At 61.8% G+C, this 19,171-nt stretch carries 20 protein-coding genes and 1 pseudogene; 13 read left to right on the plus strand and 8 right to left on the minus strand.

The window, feature by feature from the left end; genetic code table 11:
- Nucleotides 1–56: 56 nt before the first annotated feature.
- Nucleotides 57–1,202 carry a tRNA 2-thiouridine(34) synthase MnmA gene (gene mnmA / locus K3725_RS07555; protein WP_260018182.1) on the minus strand — a complete coding sequence of 382 codons (1,146 nt, stop codon included), beginning with the start codon at nucleotides 1,200–1,202 and terminating at the stop codon, nucleotides 57–59.
- Between the two features lie 147 nt (nucleotides 1,203–1,349).
- Here mnmA and K3725_RS07560 point away from each other — a divergent pair, with 147 nt between their 5' ends.
- From K3725_RS07560 to K3725_RS07580, 5 genes are all read left to right on the plus strand, one after another.
- Nucleotides 1,350–1,637, plus strand: coding sequence for a DUF1153 domain-containing protein (locus tag K3725_RS07560; protein ID WP_019296169.1), 288 nt, complete (start codon nucleotides 1,350–1,352; stop codon nucleotides 1,635–1,637).
- 117 nt (nucleotides 1,638–1,754) lie between these two features.
- Nucleotides 1,755–2,474 carry a response regulator transcription factor CtrA gene (gene ctrA, locus K3725_RS07565; protein WP_260018183.1) on the plus strand — a complete coding sequence of 240 codons (720 nt, stop codon included), beginning with the start codon at nucleotides 1,755–1,757 and terminating at the stop codon, nucleotides 2,472–2,474.
- A 176-nt stretch (nucleotides 2,475–2,650) separates the two neighbouring features.
- A complete protein-coding gene (gene ligA, locus K3725_RS07570; protein WP_260018582.1) occupies nucleotides 2,651–4,894 on the plus strand; it encodes an NAD-dependent DNA ligase LigA in 2,244 nt (747 codons plus the stop codon).
- Nucleotides 4,891–6,981 (plus strand): ATP-dependent DNA helicase RecG, encoded by a 2,091-nt coding sequence (gene recG / locus K3725_RS07575; protein ID WP_260018184.1) that lies wholly within the window; start codon nucleotides 4,891–4,893, stop codon nucleotides 6,979–6,981. The genes ligA and recG overlap by 4 nt, the downstream gene beginning before the upstream one ends.
- A gap of 148 nt (nucleotides 6,982–7,129) precedes the next feature.
- Nucleotides 7,130–7,252 carry a hypothetical protein gene (locus K3725_RS07580; RefSeq protein WP_260018185.1) on the plus strand — a complete coding sequence of 41 codons (123 nt, stop codon included), beginning with the start codon at nucleotides 7,130–7,132 and terminating at the stop codon, nucleotides 7,250–7,252.
- 294 nt (nucleotides 7,253–7,546) lie between these two features.
- Here the strand turns inward: K3725_RS07580 and K3725_RS07585 are convergent, their stop codons facing one another.
- Nucleotides 7,547–7,999, minus strand: coding sequence for an iron-sulfur cluster assembly scaffold protein (locus K3725_RS07585; protein ID WP_260018583.1), 453 nt, complete (start codon nucleotides 7,997–7,999; stop codon nucleotides 7,547–7,549).
- A 77-nt stretch (nucleotides 8,000–8,076) separates the two neighbouring features.
- Between K3725_RS07585 and hisI the strand changes: the two genes are divergently transcribed.
- On the plus strand, nucleotides 8,077–8,436 hold the full coding sequence (gene hisI, locus K3725_RS07590; protein ID WP_260018186.1) for a phosphoribosyl-AMP cyclohydrolase: 360 nt from the start codon (nucleotides 8,077–8,079) through the stop codon (nucleotides 8,434–8,436).
- Nucleotides 8,437–8,484: 48 nt separating this feature from the next.
- Here hisI and gluQRS read toward each other — a convergent pair whose 3' ends face one another.
- The 4 genes from gluQRS to K3725_RS07610 form a co-directional block, all read right to left on the minus strand.
- Nucleotides 8,485–9,345 carry a tRNA glutamyl-Q(34) synthetase GluQRS gene (gene gluQRS / locus K3725_RS07595; protein ID WP_260018187.1) on the minus strand — a complete coding sequence of 287 codons (861 nt, stop codon included), beginning with the start codon at nucleotides 9,343–9,345 and terminating at the stop codon, nucleotides 8,485–8,487.
- The gene (locus tag K3725_RS07600; protein ID WP_260018188.1) at nucleotides 9,342–9,956 is read right to left on the minus strand and encodes a class I SAM-dependent methyltransferase; all 615 of its coding nucleotides are present in this window, start codon (nucleotides 9,954–9,956) and stop codon (nucleotides 9,342–9,344) included. Before K3725_RS07600 ends, gluQRS begins: the two co-directional genes overlap by 4 nt.
- Nucleotides 9,957–9,989: 33 nt before the next feature.
- Nucleotides 9,990–11,345, minus strand: coding sequence for a methylenetetrahydrofolate--tRNA-(uracil(54)-C(5))-methyltransferase (FADH(2)-oxidizing) TrmFO (trmFO, locus tag K3725_RS07605; RefSeq protein ID WP_260018189.1), 1,356 nt, complete (start codon nucleotides 11,343–11,345; stop codon nucleotides 9,990–9,992).
- A 308-nt stretch (nucleotides 11,346–11,653) separates the two neighbouring features.
- Nucleotides 11,654–12,439 carry an enoyl-CoA hydratase gene (locus K3725_RS07610; RefSeq protein ID WP_260018190.1) on the minus strand — a complete coding sequence of 262 codons (786 nt, stop codon included), beginning with the start codon at nucleotides 12,437–12,439 and terminating at the stop codon, nucleotides 11,654–11,656.
- 58 nt (nucleotides 12,440–12,497) lie between these two features.
- On the opposite strand from K3725_RS07610, the gene K3725_RS07615 reads away from it, so the two are divergent.
- On the plus strand, nucleotides 12,498–12,920 hold the full coding sequence (locus K3725_RS07615; RefSeq protein ID WP_260018191.1) for a PaaI family thioesterase: 423 nt from the start codon (nucleotides 12,498–12,500) through the stop codon (nucleotides 12,918–12,920).
- Here the strand turns inward: K3725_RS07615 and asd are convergent.
- Nucleotides 12,917–13,807 carry an archaetidylserine decarboxylase gene (gene asd / locus K3725_RS07620; protein WP_260018192.1) on the minus strand — a complete coding sequence of 297 codons (891 nt, stop codon included), beginning with the start codon at nucleotides 13,805–13,807 and terminating at the stop codon, nucleotides 12,917–12,919. The genes K3725_RS07615 and asd overlap by 4 nt on opposite strands.
- A gap of 171 nt (nucleotides 13,808–13,978) precedes the next feature.
- Nucleotides 13,979–14,212, minus strand: a complete 234-nt coding sequence (locus tag K3725_RS07625; protein WP_260018193.1) for a DUF1127 domain-containing protein — start codon at nucleotides 14,210–14,212, stop codon at nucleotides 13,979–13,981.
- A 96-nt stretch (nucleotides 14,213–14,308) separates the two neighbouring features.
- On the opposite strand from K3725_RS07625, the pseudogene K3725_RS07630 reads away from it, so the two are divergent.
- The 6 genes and pseudogenes from K3725_RS07630 (at nucleotide 14,309) to K3725_RS07655 (ending at nucleotide 19,164) form a co-directional block, all read left to right on the plus strand.
- Nucleotides 14,309–15,713, plus strand: a pseudogene (locus tag K3725_RS07630) (PLP-dependent aminotransferase family protein).
- Between the two features lie 166 nt (nucleotides 15,714–15,879).
- Entirely contained in the window at nucleotides 15,880–16,338 is a 459-nt protein-coding gene (gene rplM, locus K3725_RS07635) for a 50S ribosomal protein L13 (protein WP_260018194.1), read from the plus strand.
- A gap of 5 nt (nucleotides 16,339–16,343) precedes the next feature.
- A complete protein-coding gene (gene rpsI, locus K3725_RS07640) occupies nucleotides 16,344–16,829 on the plus strand; it encodes a 30S ribosomal protein S9 (protein ID WP_039178184.1) in 486 nt (161 codons plus the stop codon).
- Nucleotides 16,830–16,992: 163 nt separating this feature from the next.
- Nucleotides 16,993–17,604, plus strand: coding sequence for a CatB-related O-acetyltransferase (locus K3725_RS07645; protein WP_260018195.1), 612 nt, complete (start codon nucleotides 16,993–16,995; stop codon nucleotides 17,602–17,604).
- 136 nt (nucleotides 17,605–17,740) lie between these two features.
- A complete protein-coding gene (locus K3725_RS07650) occupies nucleotides 17,741–18,109 on the plus strand; it encodes a group 1 truncated hemoglobin (protein ID WP_260018196.1) in 369 nt (122 codons plus the stop codon).
- Complete coding sequence (locus K3725_RS07655; RefSeq protein ID WP_260018197.1) at nucleotides 18,106–19,164, plus strand: adenylate/guanylate cyclase domain-containing protein; 1,059 nt, start codon at nucleotides 18,106–18,108, stop codon at nucleotides 19,162–19,164. Before K3725_RS07650 ends, K3725_RS07655 begins: the two co-directional genes overlap by 4 nt.
- Nucleotides 19,165–19,171 lie beyond the last annotated feature (7 nt).

The following is a 19,171-nucleotide window of genomic DNA, read 5'->3' on the forward strand; positions in this document are numbered from 1 at the left end:
CTGCCCTCAGCCGCGCAGGCCATTTTGGGCAGATATACCGCATCAAGGGCAGGGTATCAGTAGCCGCGCCAGATCCAGCCGCCGCCAAAGATGCGGCTGCCCTCGTTGGCGTAGAACACACAGGCCTGGCCGGGGGAGACGCCTTCCTCGGGCGTCAGCAGCTCCACCTCGGCGGTTGTGTCCGTCAGCGGCCGGATGATTGCTTCGCGCGGCGGGCGGGTGGAACGGACCTTGACCTTCAGATGCCATTCCGCGCGGCTGGTGAAGGGTTCATCCCCCAGCCAGTTGATCTCGCGCACTGGAATGGTGCGGGTGGCCAGCAGCTCCTTGGGACCAACAACCACCTGTTTCTTGTCCACATCCAGCTTCACCACGTAAAGCGGTTCGGACAGCCCGCCGATGCCCAGGCCGCGGCGCTGACCGATGGTGTAGTGAATCACCCCTTCGTGGCTGCCCAGAACCCGGCCGTCGGAATGCACGATCTCGCCCGGTTCCGCCGCGCCTGGGCGCAGTTTCTCGATCACGCTGGCGTAGTTGCCGTCCGGCACAAAGCAGATGTCCTGGCTGTCGGGCTTGTCCGCCACCGCCAGGCCGTACTGGGCCGCCATTTCGCGGGTGGCGTCCTTGGAGGGCAGATGGCCCAGCGGGAAGCGCAGGTAGTCCAGCTGCTCCGGCGTGGTGGAGAACAGGAAATAGCTTTGGTCGCGGTTGGCGTCTTCGGCCGAGTGCAGTTCCGGCCCGTGTTCGCCCATCTTGCGCTGGATGTAATGGCCGGTGGCCATGCAGTCGGCCTCCAGATCCTTGGCGGTTTCCAGGAGGTCCTTGAACTTCACCCGCTCGTTGCAGCGGATGCAGGGCACCGGGGTTGCGCCCGCCAGATAGCTGTCGGCGAACTCGTCAATCACTGCATCCTTAAAAATGTTCTCATAATCCAGGACGTAATGCGGAAAGCCGCGCTCCTCCGCAACGCGGCGTGCATCGTGGATATCGATGCCTGCGCAGCAGGCGCCTTTTTTCGCCAGCGCCGCGCCGTGATCGTAAAGCTGCAGCGTCACGCCGACCACGTCATAGCCCTGATCGGCCAAATATGCAGCAACAACAGAGCTGTCGACGCCGCCGGACATGGCCACCACCACCCGGGTCTCCGAGGGCGGTTTGGCAAAGCCGAGCGAGTTCAGTTCCAGGTCTTGGTCCAGCGCCATGGGGCAGCTCCTAAAGGCAAGGGGGCAGGCGCCGCAGAATATATGAAAATCCTAAGGACTCTCAAGGGGCGTGGTTCATGCAGCGTTAAGCCTGTTGGGAAATTCTGGTGCCAGACCCAACGAGCAAGATCTTCAGAGGGAAGAAAGATGTTTTTGAAGAAAGTCGACGGGCCGCGGGCGGTTACCCTGCCGGATGGCACCATTATGACCCGGGCCGATTTGCCGCCGGAAACCACCAAGCGCTGGGTGGCCTCACGCAAGGCAGCCGTGGTGCGCGGTGTGCTCTATGGGCTGCTGCCGCAGAAGGAGGCGATGCGCCGTTATGGCCTGAGCGAGGAAGAGTTTCGCAGCTGGGTTGCAGCCGTTGCCGATCATGGCGAAGAGGCCCTGAAAACCACACGTCTCAAGAAATTCCGTGATCAGGACGCAAAATAAATCAGGCCGCCCTTGAGTTGAAATTCTAAATTAACCATCATGGTAACGAGGCATTAACTTTTTTCCACCAAGGTTAACGCGACCTGAGGGAAACAGTGTACAGGCGGAGAAAATAATATGCGCATTCTGCTGGTTGAGGATGATCCGACCACGGCAAAAAGCATCGAGCTGATGCTGACTCATGCCAATCTGAACGTTTACACGACAGATTTGGGGGAAGAAGGGATCGATCTGGCCAAACTATACGACTATGACCTGATCCTTTTGGATCTGGGGCTGCCGGATATGAACGGCCATGAGGTGCTGCGCCAGCTGCGCATGTCGCGCATCGAAACGCCCATTCTGATCCTGTCGGGTGCCGACGATACCGACAACAAGATCAAGGGCTTCGGCTTTGGTGCGGACGACTACCTGACCAAACCCTTCCACCGCGAGGAACTGGTGGCGCGGATCCATGCGATCATCCGCCGTTCCAAGGGCCATTCGCAGTCGATCATCAAGACCGGCAAGATCGCGGTCAACCTGGACGCCAAGACGGTGGAGGCCGGCGGCAAGGCGGTGCATCTGACCGGCAAGGAATACCAGATGCTGGAGCTTCTGTCCTTGCGTAAGGGCACCACGCTGACCAAGGAGATGTTCCTGAACCACCTTTATGGCGGCATGGATGAACCGGAACTGAAAATCATCGATGTTTTCATCTGCAAGTTGCGTAAAAAACTCAGCAACGCAACAGATGGCGAGAACTATATCGAAACCGTCTGGGGCCGCGGCTATGTGCTGCGCGATCCGCAGGAGGATCATCTGTCGGGCGGTCAGCGGATGGCTGTCGGCGCCTGAAAGGATGAACACCCGGGTGGCGCGTGAAGGCGTGCCACCGGTTGCAAAGACCTGCCAATCGGCGGGTCTTTTTGTTTTTATCTTCCGGCTGCGCGGGTTGTCAGATGCGCTGGACGCGGCGGGCGCAGAGCCTTATCACCGAAGGTGAGAACGAAGAGGGACCGCGCGTGGCAGAAATGACAGAAAGAGACGTGGCCAGCCTGACGGCAGCAGATGCTGAGGCAGAGTTTCAAGCGCTTGAGAAACAGCTGCGGGCGGCGGATCTGGCCTATCATCAGGACGACGCGCCGGAAATCAGTGATGCGGAATATGATTCGCTGAAGCGCCGCTACCGGGCTCTTGCGGATGCTTTCCCTGAACTCGCGGAAGCGGCCACCCAGCTGGATGCAGTGGGCGCACCAGCGGCCTCAGGCTTTGGCAAGATTGCCCATTCAGTGCGGATGCTGTCGCTGGGCAACGCCTTTGAGGATGAAGACGTTTCGGACTTCGACCGCAGCATCCGCAAGTACCTCGGCCTCAGCCCGGCGGATGCGCTGGCCTTCACGGCGGAGCCCAAAATTGACGGGCTGTCGCTGTCCCTGCGTTATGAAAATGGCACGCTGATCCAGGCCGCGACCCGCGGAGATGGCAGCATTGGCGAGAACGTGACCGCCAACGCCCGCACCATTGCCGACATCCCGCAGCAATTGGAAGGGGCGCCGGACGTTCTGGAAGTGCGTGGCGAAGTCTACATGAGCCACGCGGATTTCGAGGCACTGAATGCCCGGCACGAAGAACGCGGCGGCAAGACATTTGCCAACCCGCGCAATGCGGCTGCGGGCTCCTTGCGGCAACTGGATGCAGAGATCACCCGTGCGCGTCCTTTGCGGTTCTTTGCCTACAGCTGGGGAGAGCTGAGCGCACCGCTGGCAGAGACCCAGATGGAGGCAATCGAACGGCTGAAGTCCCTGGGTTTTCAGACCAATCCGCTGACCCGGCTCTGTGCCTCCACCGAGGAAATGATCCGCCATTACCGCAGCATAGAGGAACAGCGTGCGACGCTGGGCTATGACATCGACGGCGTCGTCTACAAGGTCAACGATCTGGCATTGCAGGCGCGGCTGGGGTTCCGCTCCACCACGCCCCGCTGGGCGATTGCTCATAAATTCCCGGCCGAACTCGCATGGACCCGGCTGGAAGCCATCGACATTCAGGTCGGCCGCACCGGCGCGCTGAGCCCGGTGGCGCGGCTTAGCCCGGTGACGGTTGGCGGTGTGGTTGTGTCCAATGCAACGCTGCACAACGAGGATTACATCCTGGGCCGGGATTCCAAGGGAGAGGAAATCCGCGGCGGCAAGGACATCCGTATCGGCGACTGGGTGCAGATCTACCGTGCGGGCGATGTGATCCCCAAGGTGGCGGACGTCGACCTGTCCAAGCGCCCGCAGAGCGCAGAAGCCTACCAGTTTCCGCATATCTGCCCCGAGTGCGGCAGCCCTGCCGAACGGGAAGAGGGCGATGCGGTGCGCCGCTGCTCGGGCGGCATTATCTGCCCCGCCCAGGCGGTGGAGAAACTGAAGCATTTCGTGTCCCGCGCAGCCTTTGATATCGAAGGTCTGGGTGCCAAGCAGGTGGAGCAGTTCCACAGCGATGGCTGGATCAAGGAGCCTGCGGATATCTTTGATCTGCAAGCAAATTACGGCTCCGGCCTGCAGCAGTTGAAGAACCGTGAAGGCTGGGGTGAGAAATCAGCGGAGAACTTGTTTGCAGCGATCGAGGAAAAGCGCACAATCGCGCTGGCCAAGCTGATCTTTGCCCTTGGCATCCGCCACGCTGGCGAGGTCGCAGGCCGCGATCTGGCGCTGCACTATCTGGATTGGCAGGCAATGGCCGATGCAATCGACGCGGCCCGCCCCGCCTCCTTGGCACACCGGGCCGCGGATGAGGCTGAGGAGGCCGAACGCCAGAAGGCTGCCGTCGAAGGGCGGCGCGCAAAGATCTCGGAAACACGGGCTGCAGCTGTTGCGGCTTGCGACGTTCCGCCGGAGGCCGCCGCGGCTTGGGCCGACCTCATCGGTGTGGACGGCATCGGCGCGGTTCTGGGACTGTCCCTGTGTGACGCCTTTGCCAACGCAGAGGAGCGCGCGGCCTTCGACCGGCTGATCGCAAAACTGGCCATCGTTCCGCCCGATGCCCCTGCGGCGGATAGTCCGGTAGCGGGCAAGACCGTTGTCTTCACCGGCACGCTGGAGAAGATGACCAGGGCCGAAGCCAAAGCCCGGGCAGAGGCGCTGGGGGCCAAGGTCTCAGGCTCTGTTTCCAAGAAAACCGATATTTTGGTGGCGGGACCGGGTGCCGGCTCCAAAGCCAAGAAGGCCGCGGAACTGGGTATCCGGACGATGGACGAAGACGGCTGGCTGGAGCTGATCGCAGAGGCATGAGCGGGCGTCCCGAGATCCTGTTTCCGCTGTTTGCCGGCGCCGAGACCCTGCAGGGCGTCGGCCCGAAAACGGCGCAGAATCTCAGCCAGATTGATATCGAAACGCCGCGCGACCTGCTGTTTTCGCTGCCTTATTCGGTGATCGACCGCCGCCGCCGCGACACTATCCGCGGGGTGGACCTGCCCGCCACGGTGACCGTGGAGGTGACCATTGGCCGCCACCGCCCGGCGCGCAACCGCGGCGGCGCTTACCGCATTCATGCAGAGGATGCGGAGACTGAGTTTCAGCTGGTCTTCTTCCATGGTCGCAGCCGCTATCTTGAGGCGCAGCTGCCCGAAGGCGCCCGGCGGGTGGTTTCGGGCAAGCTGGAACTGTTTGATGGCTTGGCGCAGATGGTGCATCCGGATCACATGCTGCCTGTGGAAGAGGCGCACGGGATCCCGGAGTTCGAACCGGTCTACAGCCTGACCCATGGGGTCACGCAAAAGACCATGTACAAGGCGGCACAAAGCGCGCTGTCACGGGCTCCGGAGCTGGCGGAATGGATCGACCCGACGCAGATGCTGCGGGAAAACTGGCCTGCCTGGCATGACGCTCTGCAGTCTGCCCATGCGCCGCAGGGGCCCGATGACCTCAGCCCGCAGGTACCGGCGCGGGCGCGGCTGGCCTATGATGAGCTGTTTGCCCATCAGCTGACCCTGGCGCTGGCCCGCCAGAAGGAACGCAAGGCCCGCGGCATTCAAAGTGTTGCCACCGGCCGCTTGCAATCAAAGGTTCTGCAGGCGCTGCCCTACCGTCCTACAGGTGCGCAGGCCCGCGCGATCGAGGAAATCTCAGCCGATATGGCCTCGGGCAAGCGTATGAACCGGCTGCTGCAGGGGGATGTGGGTGCGGGGAAAACACTGGTTGCTTTCATGGCTTTGCTGGTTGCTGTTGAAGCAGGCGGGCAGGGGGTGATGATGGCCCCGACCGGCATTCTGGCGCAGCAGCATATGGAAGGCCTTGCACCGCTGGCCGAAGATGCGGGCGTCGTGATTGAGATCCTGACGGGCCGTGACAAGGGCGCTGAGCGCAAGGCCAAACTGGCGGCCCTGAAACGCGGCGATATTCATATCCTGGTCGGAACCCATGCGGTGTTCCAGCAGGACGTGGAATTCCGCGACTTGCGCCTGGCCATTGTTGATGAACAGCACCGCTTTGGTGTGCGTCAGCGGATGGAACTGGCTGAAAAGGGCAAGGGTGCAGATGTTCTGGTGATGACCGCTACACCGATCCCGCGCTCGCTGGCGCTGGCGCAATACGGTGACATGGATGTTTCTGTGCTGGATGAGAAACCACCGGGGCGCAAGCCCGTAAAGACGGCGGTGATCAGCACCGAACGGATGCAGGAAGTGGTCGACCATCTGCGCAAGGCGATTGCTGAGGGGCGGCAATGTTATTGGGTTTGCCCGCTGGTCGACGAATCCGAGCTGAGCGACCTGACAGCGGCGGAGGAACGCTTCAAGCATCTGCGCGCCATCCTTGGCGAAGGCACGGCGGGTCTGGTGCATGGCCAGATGCCGCCGGCTGAAAAGGACGCGGCTATGGCGGCGTTCGTTGAAGGAAAGACCAAGGTTCTGGTGGCGACCACGGTGATCGAGGTCGGGGTGAACGTGCCCAATGCCTCAATCATGGTAATTGAGCGGGCAGAGATCTTTGGCCTTGCCCAGTTGCACCAGCTGCGCGGCCGGGTGGGGCGCGGAAGTGCAGAGTCGACCTGCCTCTTGATGTACCAGCCGCCGCTGACCGAGGGCGGCCGCAAACGGCTGGAGGTGCTGCGCGAGACTGAGGACGGGTTCCGGATCTCGGAAACCGACCTGCAGATGCGCGGCGCGGGCGACATGATCGGTACCGCGCAATCCGGGTTGCCCCGATTCCAGATTGCCGATCTGGAACGCCAGGCCGGGCTGATGGCGGTGGCGCAAAGCGATGCGCGGGCACTGCTGGCTGCTGATCCTAGGCTGGAAGGCGAGCGCGGCAAGGCGGCGCGCGTTCTGTTGTGGCTGATGAAACAGGATCAGGCGATTCGTTTGATTTCAGTGGGTTAAGCTGCTGTCACGCGGGTGTTCCGCGTGGGTGTTCTCCTGTGTTCGCAAATGTTCTCAAAAAGTTCTTTACAGGCGCGCCTGAAAATGAGAACAAAGAGGCAACAAGATTGCCAGAGCGCAGCATCACAGACTGGAGGAGGCCCGAGCCATGATTGCACAGCTCAAAACCACCATTCAAAACGCCCACTCAACCCTGCTGCAGGACGCCATCGGCGCGGCCTCTCTGATGGTGATGCTGGTGGCGGCGCTGCATCTGCCGGGGCTGTTCTGACGCCTGTACCGTTTTCCTGAATGCTTCTGCTGTGCCGGGCCGGCCCTTTCCTGTCCCGGACTGTTTTAGGGGATCAACCGCCTGTCCCGATCCCCCGCGGCCCGATCTTCGACTGAATCGCCTCAAGATCCTGCCTGGCCCGCCCGGGTCCCGCACAGCAGAGCATCACTGCCGCCGCCATCTGCCCGGATGTGCGGCGGTTTTTTTCATGTGCAAAGAACACAAGTGAAAGCTTCCGCTTAAAAGCGGAGCTGCGCGCGTTGCAAATAATGCAGCGAAAATACCAGCGGCCTCTTAGGCGCACTGCTCCTTGGCGGCGGTTTGCATGGCTTCCAGCGTCGCCTCCAGCGCCAGCATGATCGAGGCATGGCGGTTCTTGAATTCACGCGCAGGCTGCAGCACCTCCAGCCCGTCAAACGGGGCATCCGGCACCGGACCGTCCTGGGTCAGCATGGCCTTCAGCTGGTCGCGTGCGGTTTCCACCTCTGCCAGCGAGCGGCCAACTGCATTGGCACCGACCACAGCGGCAGAGGCCTGTCCCAGCGCGCAGGCTTTCACGTCCTGGCCGAAATCGGTGATCCGGCCATCCTCGACTTTGATGTCGACCGTCACCGCAGAGCCGCACAGCGGCGAGCGCTTCTTGACCGTGGCATCCGGTGCCTGCAGCCGGTCCAGATGCGGGATGTCGGCGGCCAGCGCCAAGATGCGCGAGGAATACAGCTTGATCAGATCACTATCGCCAGACATCGCTTTCCCGGTCTTTCCCATTTTGCAGGTTCCCCATACATAGGGAGCCGAACAGCAGATGCAAAAGGTTTTTAGACATGTCCTTTGATCCCGCCAGCCTGACCTACAACGATGCCGGGCTGATCCCTTGCATTGCGCAGGACGACACCTCCGGCGAGGTGCTGATGATGGCCTGGATGAATGCCGATGCGGTGGCGAAGACGCTGGAGACCGGCAGGGTCACCTATTGGTCGCGCTCCCGGCAATCATTCTGGATCAAGGGCGAGACCTCCGGCCATGTGCAGGAACTGGTGGACCTTCGCATCGACTGTGACCGCGACTGCCTGCTGGCGCTGGTGCGCCAGACCGGGGCGGCCTGTCACACCAACCGGCGGACCTGTTTTTATACCGCGGTGCGGGACGGGGAAGAGGTTGAGCTGATGAAGCCGATGAGCTGATCCGCTTCGGGTGCGGCCCTGCCGGGCTTGCCTCCGGCGGGGATGTTTTCAGCGAGGGGAAGGCGGCAGACCCACCATTTCCCGGATATCCTGCGGGGTGGCGCCTTCGGCTCGGTATTTGGCGATGGCACGCGCATCGTCGCGTTTGGCGAGGCGTTTGCCAGAGTCATCGCGGATAAGATGGTGGTGGTGGTAAATGGGTGTGGGCAGGTCCAGCAGGCATTGCAGCAGGACGTGGATCTGGGTCGCCTCGAACAGGTCGGCACCACGCACGGCGTGCGTTATGCCCTGGTCCGCGTCGTCCGCCACCACCGACATGTGGTAGGAGCTGCCCATGTTTCTGCGAACCAGGATGATGTCGCCGACGCTTGAGATCAACGTATCTGCGTCCAGTGCGTGCGTGCCCGGGAAGGCCGGCCCGGTCTCCGTGAAACTGCGCAAATCCGCGGCGCGGACGGCTTTCTGCATGTTGAGCCGGATTACGTCCTGGCCCGTGGCCTCTGACGGCTGCCGGCTGCGGCAGGTGCCGGGGTAAATGCGCCCGTCGGGCCCGAATTGCGGCACGCCTTCCTGCGGCGCGCCAGCCGCGGCCTCTATGTCGGCCCGGTTGCAACGGCAAGGATAAGTGAGACCCAGTGCAGCTAGCTGGTCGAGCGCGGCCTGGTAGCTGGGCAGCCGCTCTGACTGGCGCATGACCGGTTCGGGCCAGCTGAGGCCCAGCCAGTGCAGGTCCTCATAAATCTGCGCCTCCCATTCGGGGCGCGCACGCGACTGGTCGATGTCTTCGATGCGCAGCAGGAAGGTGCCGCCTTCTGACATCGCCATATCATGTGCCAGCATCGCCGAATATGCGTGGCCCAGGTGCAGCGGTCCGGTCGGCGACGGCGCAAAACGTGTGGTGAATGTCACGCTTTCTCAATTACATAGACGGTGGATTTCAGGTTCATTCCGGGGAGGTGCTCCCCGTGTTCCCGAAATAGCAGCCGCGCTGCGGAACAGTCCAGCCATTCGTTGAGCTTTCCAGTGAATGCCCGGTCTGCCAAGGCGTGATCATTGAAGGAGAAAGTGAATAAGCCGCCCCGTGGCAGCGCATGCATGATCATGTCGAAAACGGGCGGCGGGGCCGCGCCTGTGCCCAGCACGCCGCAACCGGTGACCAGACGGTAGGAACCTTGCCGGATGGGCCGCGGATCAGCCACATCAATCTGTGTGAGTTCTCTGTAGGCACCTTTGCTGCGCGCCTGTGCCAGCATCTCGCCGGAGGGCTCCATGCCGTCGATAATCTCAAACCCCTGCCGCCGCAGCGCAAGGCCGGACAGGCCGGTGCCGCAGCCGAAGTCCAGCACCGGCTCGCTCAGGTCAGATTGAAATTTTGCCAATGCCCCGGCGATACGGCCCGGTGTCGCGTAACCGTTCTCGGCAATTTCGGCGTCATAGGAAGCGGCCCATTGGTTGTAGTGTTCCAGGGTCGCTTCCGGTGTTTCAAGGCCATAGGCCTTGTCCAGAAACTTCTCGGTCATGGAAAAAGCTTAGGCGCGGACACGGCTTTTCGTCTAGGAAAAGTTTTTCAGCCAATCCTGCCAGACATCCTTGGCGCGGTCGGTATAAGCCTTGTAGCGGTCCTTGCGGCCGCGGCGGCCGCCCTTCAACCCGTCGACCGGGCGGAACAGGCCGAAGTTCACATTCATCGGCTGGAAGGTCTTGGCCTCGGCACCGCCGGTGATGTGGTGGATCAGCGCGCCCATGGCGCTGTCCTGCGGCACTTCCGGCAGCACTTGGCCCAGGATTTCAGCCGCTGCCAGGCGGCCTGCCAGCAGTCCCATGGCGGCGCTTTCCACATAGCCCTCGACGCCGGTGATCTGGCCGGCAAAGCGGATGTTGGGCTTCGACTTCAGCCGCATCTGCCTGTCCAGCAGGGTGGGCGAGTTCAGGAAGGTATTGCGGTGGATGCCGCCAAGGCGGGCAAAGCTGGCGTTCTCCAGGCCGGGGATCATCTTGAAGACTTCGGTTTGGGCGCCGTATTTCATCTTGGTCTGGAAGCCAACGATGTTGAACAGTGTCCCCAGCGCATTGTCGCGGCGCAGCTGCACCACCGCATGGGCCTTGACCTCCGGCTGATGCGGGTTGGTCAGCCCCACCGGCTTCATCGGCCCGTGGCGCAGGGTTTCGCGGCCGCGTTCGGCCATCACCTCGATCGGCAGGCAGCCGTCGAAGTAGCCTGCGGTCTCGCCTTCGTGGAACTCGGTCTTCTCGGCGGCCAGCAGCGCGTCGATGAAGGCCTCATACTGGTCCTTGTCCATCGGACAGTTGAGATAGGCGGTGCGCTCTTCCTCGGTTTCGCCCTTGTCATAGCGGGACTGCATCCAGGCCTGCGACATGTCGATGCTTTCCGCATAGACAATCGGCGCGATGGCATCAAAGAAGGCCAGCGCCTTGGCCCCGGTTTCGGCCTGAATCGCCTTGCCCAGCTCCGGCGATGTCAGCGGCCCGGTTGCAAAGATCCAATGGCCCTCTGTCGGCAGTTCGGTGATTTCTTCGTAAGAAACCGTGACATTCGGATGCGCCTTCAGCTTGGCGGTCACCGTTTCGGCAAAGGGGTCCCGGTCCACGGCCAATGCGCCGCCGGCGGGCAGCCGGTGCTCATCCGCGGTGGTCATGATCAGCCCGTTTGCGGCGCGCATTTCCCAGTGCAGCAGGCCAACGGCGTTCTGCTCGTCATCGTCCGAGCGGAAGGAGTTCGAACACACCATCTCGCCCAGGTTGCCGGTTTGGTGGGCAAAGGTTTCCACCTTGGGGCGCATCTCGTGGATCACCACCTGTACACCCATGTTTGCCGCCTGCCAGGCCGCTTCCGAGCCGGCCATGCCGCCGCCCACGATATGCAATGTCTGTGCCGAATGATCTGTCATGCCCGCCACATAGGGCAGGGGGCGCGCGCGTGCAACAGGCTTGGGGCGAGCGGGAAGCCGTGGGCGGGCGTTCAAAGCGGGAGGGGGGGGATTTGGGGCCGCCGCTGCAGGAATGGATCACCGGGGTGAGAGAACCGGTTGGAGGGACCCTTCTGCAGCAGCAGCCCAAATTGTGCCGGTCTGCGACCTTGCCCAATATCTGCCATCTTTCTGCCCGAATTGAAAGCCGGGCATTTGGCTTATTACGGAAACATTACGTTCCGATTGGTAAACAAAGCCTAAAGCTTTCCGTAAATTTTCGGAAAAACTCACTCCTGCCAGTCAGGCGCGCGCTTTTCGATAAAGGCGGCCATGCCTTCGATGGTGTCGCGGTGCATCAGGTTTTCGACAATCACGCGGCTGGTATAGGCATAGGCTTGGTCCAGCGGCATCTGCAGCTGCTCGTAGAACGCCTGCTTGCCGATCTTCACAGCCGCTCCGAGTTTGGAGGCAATGGTTTCCGCCAGCCGCGTGGTCTCGGCCTCCAAGTCCTCCAGCGGCACGGCACGGTTGGCCAGGCCGAGTTCCACGGCGCGCGCGGCCTCGACGAACTCGCCGGTGGTCAGCAGCTCGAACGCTTGTTTGCGCGGGATATTCCGTGACAGCGCCACCATCGGGGTGGAGCAGAACAAGCCGATGTTCACGCCGTTGACGCCGAACCGGGTGCCCTCCGCCGCCACCGCCAGATCGCAAGAGGCCACCAGCTGGCAGCCCGCCGCGGTGGCAATACCGTGAACTTGGGCAATGACGGGCTGGGGCAGGGATTGCAGCCCCGTCATCACGCTTGTGCAGCGCGCAAACAGATCCTGGAAATACCCCTTGCCGCCGTCCTCGCCAGTGCGGCCCGCGGTCATCTGCTTGATATCATGGCCAGCGCAGAACGCCTTGCCTGCACCGGACAGGATCACAACCTTGATGCGGCTGTCTTCGCGCAAGGCATCGATCTGTTGCTGCAGCGCGGCCAGCATCTCATCCGACAGCGCGTTCAGCTTCTCCGGCGTGTTCATGGTGAGCCGCGCAATTGCACCTGTGTCGTGACGTTCCAGAATTGCCATCTTGCCCTCCTCGCAAATCCGGGGGCAACTCTAGGCGGGGCGAACGGAAAGGGAAAGCATGGCGCTGGCATTTGATGTCGCAGGTCTGACGGAATACCTGCATGAGATTTTTCCGCAGGTGCGGGATGACTTTGCCATCGAAACGATGGAGGAAAATCACCTCCGGATGCGGCTCTTGACGGCAGAGAAGCACCTGCGGCCCGGCGGCACGGTGTCCGGCCCATCGATGTTTGCGCTGGCCGATTGCGCGGTCTACGCGCTGATCCTGGCGCATCTGGGGCAGGAGGCGCTGGCCGTGACCACCAATTGCTCGCTCGATTTCATGCGCAAGCCCGCGGCCGGTGCTGACCTCATTGGCGAGGCGCGGCTGCTGAAGCTGGGCCGTGTGCTGGCGGTGGCCGATGTGCTGATCTATTCCGAGGGCATGGCAGAGCCGGTGGCCCGCGCCTCGATGACCTATTCGATCCCGCCGAAACGCTAAAGGGCGGTGGCGAAAGGCTGACCCACCTTGACCAGGGTTTCCCGGCCTTTGGCGCTGTTGGCGACCAGATCATCGGAGAACTGCACTTTGCCCGGCTCGAATACCACCACCACGGTGGAGCCGCCGAACTTGAAATAGCCCTTCTCGTCCATCTTCTGCACGGTGCCCGAAGTGCGGGTGTTGACGATGGAGCCGACGCCAAAGGCGCCGACCTCGACAAAGCAGTAGCTGCCCAGGTTCTCGGTTTCGATCAGCGTCCAGGTCCGCTTGTTCTCGCCGAAAACATCCGGCCCCGCGCCTAGTGCAATCGGGTTGACCGAATGCAGTGCGCCGGGAACGCCCTGTGCTGCGGTGATGCGGCCCGCGGCCGGGAAGTGGTAGCGGTGGTAGTCCGCCGGGCACAGGCGCACGATCGCCAGCGCACCGCCGATGAATCGCTCCGCAATGCCGGGCAGCATGGTGCGCACCGACATCGGATAGCCCTTGACCGGAACAAACACGTCCTCTGCCAGTTCCGGGAACACCAGCACCCGGCCATCAGCCGGCGATACAATGTCTTTCGGGTCCGCGCTGAAGGGGCGGGCTTCTGGCCTCAGATGGCGCACGAAGAAGTCGTTGAAGCAGCCATAGCTGTCCGCCGGGGCGGTGGCCTCGCTCATGTCGATGGATAGCTCGTCAACCACTGCGGCGATCTTGCTCTTGGAGAACCGGGAATCGAACCAGGCGCCCATCAGCCGGCTGATCAGGGAGGAGCGGAACAGCAGCTTTTCCACCGGCCGTGCACTGGCGTTCTGATAGGCCCAGCGGATCCATTTTTCGCCCAGCACCGCCTCTTCAAAGGTCTCGCCGGTCTCGCGGTCTACAACAAGAATGGGGTCGCGCTGCATCAAATCTGCCAAATATGGTTTCGTTCCGCTGCGCCTAGCAAAGCGCGGGGGCGGGGCCAAGAGCAGATGTGTGGTGCGGCGGCTGCAAGGGTCACCGTTGCGGGCGCCAAGGTGCGAATAAAAAAGGCCGGGGCGAACCCCGGCCGTCAGGTTGTTCTTTTGCCCAGGGGATCACGGGCGCCAGAACGGAAGAGTGGCTTCATAATGGGCGTCTTCACGGGACAGCCCGATGTCTTTCAGCTGCGTGTCGCTCAGGTGTTTCAAATGGGTTCGTGTGCGATGGCGCAGGCTCCACTTGGTCACCAGCACGGCAAAGGAGACGGCCCATTGCGCCAGCACCGGCAGGGCCGGGCGGCTGTTCAGATAGGACATGTTCGATTGTGCCATTTGCATATGCTGTGCCATGAGAGGCTTCCTTCGTATTGTGTTGATACAATCCTGTTGATTTGTCGTGATGTTTTGATACAAAGGGGGTGATAGGTTGTCCAAGGATGGATTGTAATGGGTACAATTTGGCCGCAAGCTCTGGGTGAGACAAAAGGTCCCAAGTACAAAAAAGGTCGCAGATACAATCCGCTCTGCTGTCGAAATGGGCAGTTTGAAAATTGGTACAAAGCTGCCACCGGTCCGGGATCTCGCGTATCAGTTGAGCATAACTCCGGGCACCGTTGCCCGGGCCTACAGCATTCTGACCGATGAGGGCGTGCTTGAAGCGGAGGTCGGGCGCGGCACCTTCGTAGCCGAAAAGAAGAAGCCGGTGCCCGATGACGTATGGTCGCGGGAGCTGCATCTGCTGGAGGCGCGCGTTCCCGGCCATGTCAGCCTGTTCAGCCCGCGGATTGCCGACATGGGGCAGGTGTCAGCGGTGCGCGAAGCGCTGCACAAAGTGGCCGAGGGCGAGGCGCGGAATTTCCTGAACTACCCGACCCGTGATGCCTATAAGCCGGTGCGCCAGGCTGCTGCGGATTGGATCGCAAAGGCGCCGGTTGGCCCGGTCAGTGAAAAGGACGTGGTGCTGACCCATGGCGGCCAAAACGCCATCATGGTTGCGCTGCAGGCAATCTTGCAAGGCCCGCAGCCGGTAATCATGGTGGAGGATCTGACCTATGCGGGTTTCCGCCGCGCGGCGGAGCTGCTCAGGGCGCAGGTTGTTGAGGTCGCGATGGATGAACATGGCATCCGCCCGGATGCGATGGAGCTGGCAATCCGCAAATCCGGTGCCTCCGTCATCTGCACCAGCCCAGAGGTGCATAATCCCACCGGACTGTTCACGCCGCTGGAGCGCCGCAAGGAAATCGTCCGAATCGCCCGCCGCCATGGCGTGCAGATTGTCGAGGACGACTGTTACCGCCTTGGGGACTCGCGCGCGCCCAGCTACCGGGCGCTGGCGCCGGAACTGGCCTGGCATGTGTCCTCGATCTCCAAGATCCTGACGCCGGCCTTGCGCGTCGGCTTCGCCCTGGCGCCGGAAGGGCGGGCGGCGGATCTGCGCCGGGTGGCAGAATACGGCTATTTCGGCCTGGCCCAGCCGCTGGCGGAACTTGTGCGGATCCTGCTCAGCGATCCGCGGCTGCCTGGCTTGGTGAAAGCCGTGAACAATGAAATGGCCCGCTATGTGAGGGTTGCGGTCAACGCGCTCGGCGGTTTTGACCTGACCTGGAATCCGGAAGTGCCCTTCCTCTGGCTGAAACTGCCGTCCGGCTGGCGCGCCGCCGCATTTACCCGCGCTGCAGAGGCCAATGGTGTCCAGATCCGCTCGGCAGATGAGTTCGCCCTGCGCGACGGCCGCGCGCCCCATGCGGTGCGCATCGCCATCAACGCGCATGTGCCGCTGAAACAGTTCGAGGAGGCGATGCAGCGCCTGCGCGCCCTGCTGGACAACCCGCCGGAACAGATCAGCGTGTGATTTTATGGGGTATTATAATACCTATTTTTTAAACCATTGTTTTGTAACGGTTTAATCTTGTTTGCTTGTATTGACTGGGGCTTGGGATGCCCGTAAACCCCGTCCATCGAATTCAGGCCGATGACCTTTGGGATTCTGCCTTCACGACAAACAGGATTGACCTGCCATGAAAACCTTCTCTGCTACTCCGGCAGATATCGAGAAGAAGTGGATCCTGATCGACGCCGAGGGCGTTGTTCTGGGCCGTCTTGCCTCGATCGTTGCCATGCGCCTGCGCGGCAAGCACAAAGCGTCCTTCACTCCGCATATGGACATGGGCGACAACGTCATCATCATCAACGCCGACAAGGTGCAGATGACCGGCAAGAAGCGCGAAGAGCACTTCTACTGGCACACCGGCCACCCGGGCGGCATCAAGTCGCGCACCAAACAGGAAATCCTGGAAGGTGCACACCCGGAGCGCGTTGTGACCCAAGCCGTCAAGCGTATGCTGCCGGGCAACCGCCTGTCGCGTCAGCAAATGACCAACCTGCGCGTTTACGCTGGTGCCGAGCACCCGCACGAAGCCCAGGCACCTGAAGTTCTGGATGTTGCATCCATGAACAAGAAAAACACCCGGAGCTGATACCGATGGCTGATCAGATCAACACTCTTGAAGAGCTCGCAGCTGCAACCGGTGTGGAAGCAGTGGCTGAAGAAACCATCGCGCGTGAGCCGGTTCGTGACGAACTAGGCCGCTCCTATGCCACCGGCAAGCGCAAAGACGCTGTTGCCCGCGTCTGGATCAAGCCGGGCTCCGGCAAGGTCGAGGTGAACGGCAAGGAAATCAACAAGTACTTCGCCCGTCCGGTGCTGCAGATGATCCTGCGCCAGCCGTTCCAGGTTGCCGGCGTCGAAGGCGAGTTTGACGTCTACGCCACCGTCAAAGGCGGCGGCCTGTCCGGTCAGGCCGGTGCGGTCAAGCACGGCATTTCCAAAGCCCTGCAGCTGTACGATCCGTCGCTGCGCGGCGCGCTGAAAGCGGCCGGCTTCCTGACCCGCGACAGCCGCGTTGTGGAACGTAAGAAATACGGTAAGGCCAAAGCCCGCCGTTCGTTCCAGTTCTCCAAGCGCTAAGCTGGAAACACATGCTTTTGGAAGGGCTCGCCGCTGGCGGGCCCTTTTGCGTTTCTGGCGCTGCTCTGGTGCCGCGGATTTATAGCCGCCTTCAGGGTTCCTTTAGAAAGACTGCCTAGGGTGGCCCGGAACTCCTAGGACGGGAACCGGAAGGCAGAACAGCATGACATCACCAGACCAATTCAAGACTGCCCCGATCGGCAACGGAAAACTGGAAATCGGCCGCTTCACCCATGGCTATGAGGATCTGGAGATCGAGGGGCAGGGCGATGGTGCCAATGTGATGGTGGGCTCCTTCTGTTCGATCGGGCGCGGTGTCCGGGTGATGCTGGATCAGTCCCCAGCGCTGGACCGGATCTCTGCCTTTCCCTTCGGCGAAGCCTTTACCAGCCATCTGGGCGGGTCCGGCACTCATGTTCCGCAGCCGGTCTGCCGGGATGTGGTGATCGGCAATGACGTCTGGATCGGTGCCAATGCGACCTTGCTGGGCGGGGTGACGATTGGTGATGGCGCTGTGATCAGCCCCAATGCGACCGTAACCGGCGATGTCGGCGCCTATGAGGTCTGGGCCGGAAACCCGGCGCAGCTTGTGCGCAAGCGCTTCGACAGCGCGGTCTGCGAAAAACTTCTGGCGTTGCGCTGGTGGGATCTGCCGCTGCCGCTGATCCAGGAAATGGCCCCGCTGCTGTCCACACAGCCCACGCTGGACCTGATCGAGGGGTTGCAATGCATTGTCAGCGATCTGGTGACCTTCACGGACGAAAGCGCGGCCTGACTGCGCAGCGGGCTGAAAAACCTTTGGTTTTCAGAGTGCAAGCCAGCCCGGGATGCCCCTGCGGTGCCCGGGCGTTAACATTTTCGCAAAAATAGCGTAACATGGGCGGACCGCTTCCTGATGGGGGACAGCTGTCATGCCGCAAACGATCTACGAGAAATACGGCGGGTTCAGCGCCATCAGCCGGGTCGTAATGACCTTTTACGAACTGGCGCTCGACTCCGACCAGATCGGCGACTACTTCGCCGATGTTGACATGGCGCGGCTGATTGATCACCAGACCAAGTTCATTTCCTCGCTGCTGGGCGGCCCGGCCTCCTTCAGCGACGACCGGCTGGAGGCGGTGCACAGAGCCCTGGGCATCAGCCACGAAGATTTCGACGAAATGGGCGCGCTGCTGAAAGAGGCGCTGGAACAGCATGGCCTGTCAGAGCCGGATATCCGCACCACGCTCAGCGCCATTGAGGGCAAACGCAGCATCATCGTCACCCGGGAAGCGGCATGAGCATTGCCGCCATCAATGAACAATTGCTGCGCGCAATTGGCGTCGGGGTGGCTGTGGTGCGGGCGTCAGATCTTGGTTTTGTCTTTCACAATCAGCCCTTTGCAGAATGGTTCGGCACTCCGGGCGAGGGCGCGGCGCTGACCGATGCTATCGACGGCCTGCAACCGGAGGACCTTGGGCCGCTCTGTGACGAGGGGCTGCGCTATTCGGCGGAGCTGAAGATCAAACGCAAGCGCCGCACGCTGGTGTTCGCCATCAACATCTCGCAAGCCAGCCACCTGAACGAGGCGCTGCTGGTGGTCGAATGCCAGAACATCACCCGCATCCGCGAGCTGGAGAGCATGATCGACAGCTATTCCACAATGGTGGAGCGTAACACCCGCGAACTGGAGCGCGAAAAAGAGCGGGTGGAGCGGCTGCTGCTGAACCTGATGCCGCGTTCTGTCTATGAGGAATTCAAGACCTTTGGCGTGGTCACCCCGCAGCTTTACCCCAAAGTGTCGGTGGTGATGCTGGATTTCGTGAATTTCACCGACTTTGCCTCCCGCACTGATCCGACGGTCACGCTGGGAGAGCTGAACGACATCTTCACCGCATTCGACCGCATCGTCGAGCAATACGGCTGCGAGCGGATCAAGACCATCGGTGACGCCTATCTGGCGGTTGCGGGCATGCCGGAGCCGACGCCGGACCATGCCACCGCCGTGGCCCATTGCGCCACCCGTTTCCTGCGCTACCTGGACCGGCGCAATCAAAGCCATCAGCACAAGTGGCAGGCGCGGATCGGCCTTGGCACCGGCTCTGCTGTGGGGTCGGTGGTGGGTATCCAGAAATACGTCTATGACGTCTTCGGCCCCGCAGTGAACCTCGCCTCGCGGCTGCAAGTCTTTGCCAACCCGATGAAAATCGTCGCGCCCGAGGATATGAAGGACGCCCTGTCAGAGGAATTCCACGTCACCGACATCGGCCCTGAGGACATCAAGGGCATCGGCGAGGTGAACCTCGTGAACGTTGGCGATGAGTTGAGCGCACCACAGCCCAGCGGCCGGTTCTAGCTGCTGG

The sequence above is a fragment of the Leisingera sp. S132 genome (genome assembly GCF_025144465.1).
Classification (GTDB): domain Bacteria; phylum Pseudomonadota; class Alphaproteobacteria; order Rhodobacterales; family Rhodobacteraceae; genus Leisingera.

Coding starts and splice junctions, on each gene's coding strand:
- mnmA (WP_260018182.1), bottom strand. CDS start 1,202: ATGGCGCTGGACCAAGACCTGGAACTGAACTCGCTCGGCTTTGCCAAA.
- K3725_RS07560 (WP_019296169.1), top strand. CDS start 1,350: ATGTTTTTGAAGAAAGTCGACGGGCCGCGGGCGGTTACCCTGCCGGAT.
- ctrA (WP_260018183.1), top strand. CDS start 1,755: ATGCGCATTCTGCTGGTTGAGGATGATCCGACCACGGCAAAAAGCATC.
- ligA (WP_260018582.1), top strand. CDS start 2,651: ATGACAGAAAGAGACGTGGCCAGCCTGACGGCAGCAGATGCTGAGGCA.
- recG (WP_260018184.1), top strand. CDS start 4,891: ATGAGCGGGCGTCCCGAGATCCTGTTTCCGCTGTTTGCCGGCGCCGAG.
- K3725_RS07580 (WP_260018185.1), top strand. CDS start 7,130: ATGATTGCACAGCTCAAAACCACCATTCAAAACGCCCACTCAACCCTG.
- K3725_RS07585 (WP_260018583.1), bottom strand. CDS start 7,999: ATGTCTGGCGATAGTGATCTGATCAAGCTGTATTCCTCGCGCATCTTG.
- hisI (WP_260018186.1), top strand. CDS start 8,077: ATGTCCTTTGATCCCGCCAGCCTGACCTACAACGATGCCGGGCTGATC.
- K3725_RS07600 (WP_260018188.1), bottom strand. CDS start 9,956: ATGACCGAGAAGTTTCTGGACAAGGCCTATGGCCTTGAAACACCGGAA.
- trmFO (WP_260018189.1), bottom strand. CDS start 11,345: ATGACAGATCATTCGGCACAGACATTGCATATCGTGGGCGGCGGCATG.
- K3725_RS07610 (WP_260018190.1), bottom strand. CDS start 12,439: ATGGCAATTCTGGAACGTCACGACACAGGTGCAATTGCGCGGCTCACC.
- K3725_RS07615 (WP_260018191.1), top strand. CDS start 12,498: ATGGCGCTGGCATTTGATGTCGCAGGTCTGACGGAATACCTGCATGAG.
- asd (WP_260018192.1), bottom strand. CDS start 13,807: ATGCAGCGCGACCCCATTCTTGTTGTAGACCGCGAGACCGGCGAGACC.
- K3725_RS07625 (WP_260018193.1), bottom strand. CDS start 14,212: ATGGCACAGCATATGCAAATGGCACAATCGAACATGTCCTATCTGAAC.
- rplM (WP_260018194.1), top strand. CDS start 15,880: ATGAAAACCTTCTCTGCTACTCCGGCAGATATCGAGAAGAAGTGGATC.
- rpsI (WP_039178184.1), top strand. CDS start 16,344: ATGGCTGATCAGATCAACACTCTTGAAGAGCTCGCAGCTGCAACCGGT.
- K3725_RS07645 (WP_260018195.1), top strand. CDS start 16,993: ATGACATCACCAGACCAATTCAAGACTGCCCCGATCGGCAACGGAAAA.
- K3725_RS07650 (WP_260018196.1), top strand. CDS start 17,741: ATGCCGCAAACGATCTACGAGAAATACGGCGGGTTCAGCGCCATCAGC.
- K3725_RS07655 (WP_260018197.1), top strand. CDS start 18,106: ATGAGCATTGCCGCCATCAATGAACAATTGCTGCGCGCAATTGGCGTC.